At 70.3% G+C, this 4,190-nt stretch carries 2 protein-coding genes; both read left to right on the top strand.

Annotated elements, in window-relative coordinates; translation table 11 throughout:
• The coding region (locus B7L92_RS31620; protein WP_081240742.1) for a multifunctional oxoglutarate decarboxylase/oxoglutarate dehydrogenase thiamine pyrophosphate-binding subunit/dihydrolipoyllysine-residue succinyltransferase subunit at positions 1–3,441 on the top strand (3,441 nt) is incomplete at its 5' end.
• Between the two features lie 91 nt (positions 3,442–3,532).
• On the top strand, positions 3,533–3,712 hold the full coding sequence (locus tag B7L92_RS31615) for a DUF6104 family protein (protein WP_003992906.1): 180 nt from the start codon (positions 3,533–3,535) through the stop codon (positions 3,710–3,712).
• Positions 3,713–4,190: the final 478 nt, after the last annotated feature.

The following is a 4,190-nucleotide window of genomic DNA, read 5'->3' as shown; positions in this document are numbered from 1 at the left end:
AAGCCGGCCCCCGCCAAGCCGGCCCCCGCGAAGCCGGCCGCCGCCAAGGCCGAGCCCGCCGACGGGGCCAAGGCCGGCCCCGAGAAGGTGACCCTGCGCGGCCCGTCCGCCGCCGTCGCCAAGAACATGGACGCCTCGCTGGAGCTGCCCACGGCCACGTCCGTGCGCGCGGTCCCGGTGAAGCTGCTGTTCGACAACCGCATCGTCATCAACAACCACCTCAAGCGGGCCCGCGGCGGGAAGATCTCCTTCACGCACATCATCGGCTACGCCATGGTCCAGGCCATCAAGGCGATGCCGTCGATGAACTGGTCCTACGCGAAGGTGGACGGCAAGCCGACCCTGGTCAAGCCGGAGCACGTCAACCTCGGCCTCGCCATCGACCTGGTCAAGCCCAACGGCGACCGCCAGCTGGTCGTCGCGGCGATCAAGAAGGCCGAGACGCTGAACTTCTTCGAGTTCTGGCAGGCCTACGAGGACATCGTCCGTCGTGCTCGCGACAACAAGCTGACGATGGACGACTTCACCGGCGTCACGGTCTCCCTGACCAACCCCGGCGGCCTCGGCACCGTCCACTCCGTGCCGCGCCTGATGCCCGGCCAGTCGGTGATCCTGGGCGTCGGCTCCATGGACTACCCGGCGGAGTTCCAGGGCACCAGCCAGGCCACCCTCAACAAGCTCGGCATCTCGAAGGTCATGACGCTCACGTCGACCTACGACCACCGGGTGATCCAGGGCGCCGCCTCCGGCGAGTTCCTGCGCGCCGTGGCGAACCTGCTGCTCGGCGAGAACGACTTCTACGACGACATCTTCGAGGCGCTGCGCATCCCCTACGAGCCGGTCCGCTGGCTCAAGGACATCGACGCCTCGCACGACGACGACGTCACCAAGGCCGCCCGCGTCTTCGACCTGATCCACTCCTACCGGGTCCGCGGCCACGTCATGGCCGACACCGACCCGCTGGAGTACAAGCAGCGCAAGCACCCCGACCTGGACATCGTCGAGCACGGTCTCACCCTGTGGGACCTGGAGCGCGAGTTCGCCGTCGGCGGCTTCGCCGGCAAGTCGATGATGAAGCTGCGCGACATCCTCGGCGTGCTGCGCGACTCGTACTGCCGCACCACCGGCATCGAGTTCATGCACATCCAGGACCCCAAGCAGCGCAAGTGGATCCAGGACCGCGTGGAGCGCTCGCACTCCAAGCCGGAGCGCGAGGAGCAGCTGCGCATCCTGCGCCGGCTGAACGCCGCGGAGGCCTTCGAGACCTTCCTGCAGACCAAGTACGTCGGCCAGAAGCGCTTCTCCCTGGAGGGCGGCGAGTCCGTCATCCCGCTGCTGGACGCGGTGCTGGACTCGGCCGCCGAGTCCCGCCTGGACGAGGTCGTCATCGGCATGGCCCACCGCGGCCGGCTGAACGTGCTCGCCAACATCGTCGGCAAGTCGTACGCGCAGATCTTCCGTGAGTTCGAGGGCAACCTCGACCCGAAGTCGATGCACGGCTCCGGCGACGTGAAGTACCACCTGGGCGCCGAGGGCACCTTCACCGGCCTGGACGGCGAGCAGATCAAGGTCTCCCTGGTCGCCAACCCCTCGCACCTGGAGGCGGTGGACCCGGTCCTGGAGGGCGTCGCCCGCGCCAAGCAGGACATCATCGGCAAGGGCGGCACGGACTTCACCGTCCTGCCGGTGGCCATCCACGGCGACGCGGCCTTCGCGGGCCAGGGCGTGGTGGCCGAGACCCTGAACATGTCGCAGCTGCGCGGCTACCGCACCGGCGGCACGGTCCACATCGTCATCAACAACCAGGTCGGCTTCACCGCGGCCCCCGAGTCCTCGCGCTCCTCCATGTACGCGACGGACGTGGCCCGCATGATCGAGGCCCCGATCTTCCACGTGAACGGCGACGACCCGGAGGCGGTCGTGCGCGTCGCGCGCCTGGCCTTCGAGTTCCGCCAGGCGTTCAACAAGGACGTGGTGATCGACCTCATCTGCTACCGCCGCCGCGGTCACAACGAGTCGGACAACCCGGCCTTCACCCAGCCGCTGATGTACGACCTGATCGACAAGAAGCGCTCGGTGCGCAAGCTCTACACCGAGTCCCTGATCGGTCGCGGCGACATCACCCTGGAAGAGGCCGAGCAGGCGCTGCAGGACTACCAGGGCCAGCTGGAGAAGGTCTTCACCGAGGTCCGCGAGGCCACCAGCCAGCCCGGCTCCGTGGAGACCTCCGACCCGCAGGCCGAGTTCCCGGTCGCCGTGAACACCGCGGTGACCACGGAGGTCGTCAAGCGGATCGCCGAGTCCCAGGTCAACATCCCCGACCACATCACCGTCCACCCGCGGCTGCTGCCCCAGCTGCAGCGCCGGGCGGCGATGGTCGAGGACGGCACCATCGACTGGGGCATGGGCGAGACCCTCGCCTTCGGCTCGCTGCTCCTGGAGGGCGTCCCGGTCCGTCTGGCGGGCCAGGACTCCCAGCGCGGCACCTTCGGCCAGCGCCACGCGGTCATCATCGACCGCAGCACCGGCGAGGAGTACACGCCGCTGCAGTACCTCTCCGAGGACCAGGCGCGGCTGAACGTCTACAACTCGCTGCTCTCCGAGTACGCGGCGATGGGCTTCGAGTACGGCTACTCGCTGGCCCGCCCCGACGCGCTCGTGCTGTGGGAGGCGCAGTTCGGCGACTTCGTCAACGGCGCCCAGACGGTCGTGGACGAGTTCATCTCGTCGGCGGAGCAGAAGTGGAACCAGACCTCCGGTGTGGTCCTCCTCCTCCCGCACGGCTACGAGGGCCAGGGCCCGGACCACTCCTCGGCCCGCCCGGAGCGGTTCCTGCAGCTCTGCGCCCAGAACAACATGACGGTCGCGATGCCCACCTCGCCGTCGAACTACTTCCACCTCCTGCGGTGGCAGGTGCACAACCCGCACCACAAGCCGCTGGTCGTCTTCACCCCGAAGTCGATGCTGCGCCTGAAGGCCGCGGCCTCGAAGGCGGAGGAGTTCACCACGGGCCAGTTCCGCCCGGTCATCGGCGACACCACGGTCGACCCGGCCGCGGTGAAGAAGGTCGTCTTCTGCTCCGGCAAGGTCTACTACGACCTGGACGCCGAGCGCAGGAAGCGCGACGCGACGGACACCGCGCTCATCCGCATCGAGCGCCTGTACCCGCTGCCGGGTGCCGAGCTCCAGGCGGAGATCAAGAAGTACCCGAACGCCGAGAAGTACCTGTGGGCCCAGGAGGAGCCGGCGAACCAGGGTGCCTGGCCGTTCATCGCGCTCAACCTGATCGACCACCTCGACCTGGCGGTCGGCGCCGACCTCCCGCACGACGAGCGTCTGCGGCGCATCTCGCGGCCGCACGGCTCGTCCCCGGCGGTCGGCTCCGCGAAGCGCCACCAGGCCGAGCAGGAGCAGCTGGTGCGTGAGGTGTTCGAGGCGTAGTCCCGACGCCCTCACGAGCCGTACGCGGCCGGGCCGCATCCCCGCTCCGGGGGTGCGGCCCGGCCGTTTTCCGGCACCTATCCTTGTCCTCATGTACTTCACGGACCGTGGCATCGAGGAACTGGAGAAGCGGCGCGGCGAGGAGGAGGTCACCTTCGAGTGGCTCGCCGAACAGCTGCGGACGTTCGTCGATCTCAACCCCGACTTCGAGGTGCCGGTGGAGCGCCTGGCGACGTGGCTGGCACGGCTGGACGACGAGGACGACGAGTAGGACGCCCTTCGGGGATTGATTCCCCTCGGGGGGCGGTCGTGGGACCCCTTACGGCCCCTGAGGGATCGGCCGTGCGGCCCCGGGGCGGCCGGTGACGGGTCCCGTCCCCGGAGGCCCGCCCGGGGCGTCGGCCGCCGGGCCCGGCGGGGGGCGGGCCCTCGGGACACGACAGTGCGTGTCCGGACGGCGCTGGCGCCCCGCGCATGCCGGTGTCGGGGCGGCACCCTCGGAACAACGCTCCCGGGCCCCGGCCCCGGGCGCCGTCCCCCGGCGTCCGTGCCCGGCACGGCCCTGCGGTGCCGGAGGGCGGGGCCCGGTGCGCCGTGAGCCGGCAGGAGCGTTCCCTCCCCGGTCCGGCCGCCCACCGGGACGGCGCCGGGGTTCGTCCGGCACCCCTCGCTCCCCCCGCTCCCCGAGGAACCGGGCGCCGGGCCGGTGACGGACGGCGGGCCCCCACGCGTGCGAGGACCGCCAGGAC

It is taken from the genome of Streptomyces viridosporus (assembly GCF_002078235.1).
GTDB classification, from domain to species: Bacteria; Actinomycetota; Actinomycetes; order Streptomycetales; family Streptomycetaceae; genus Streptomyces; species Streptomyces viridosporus.
This window is presented reverse-complemented; position numbering and strand designations above follow the sequence as displayed.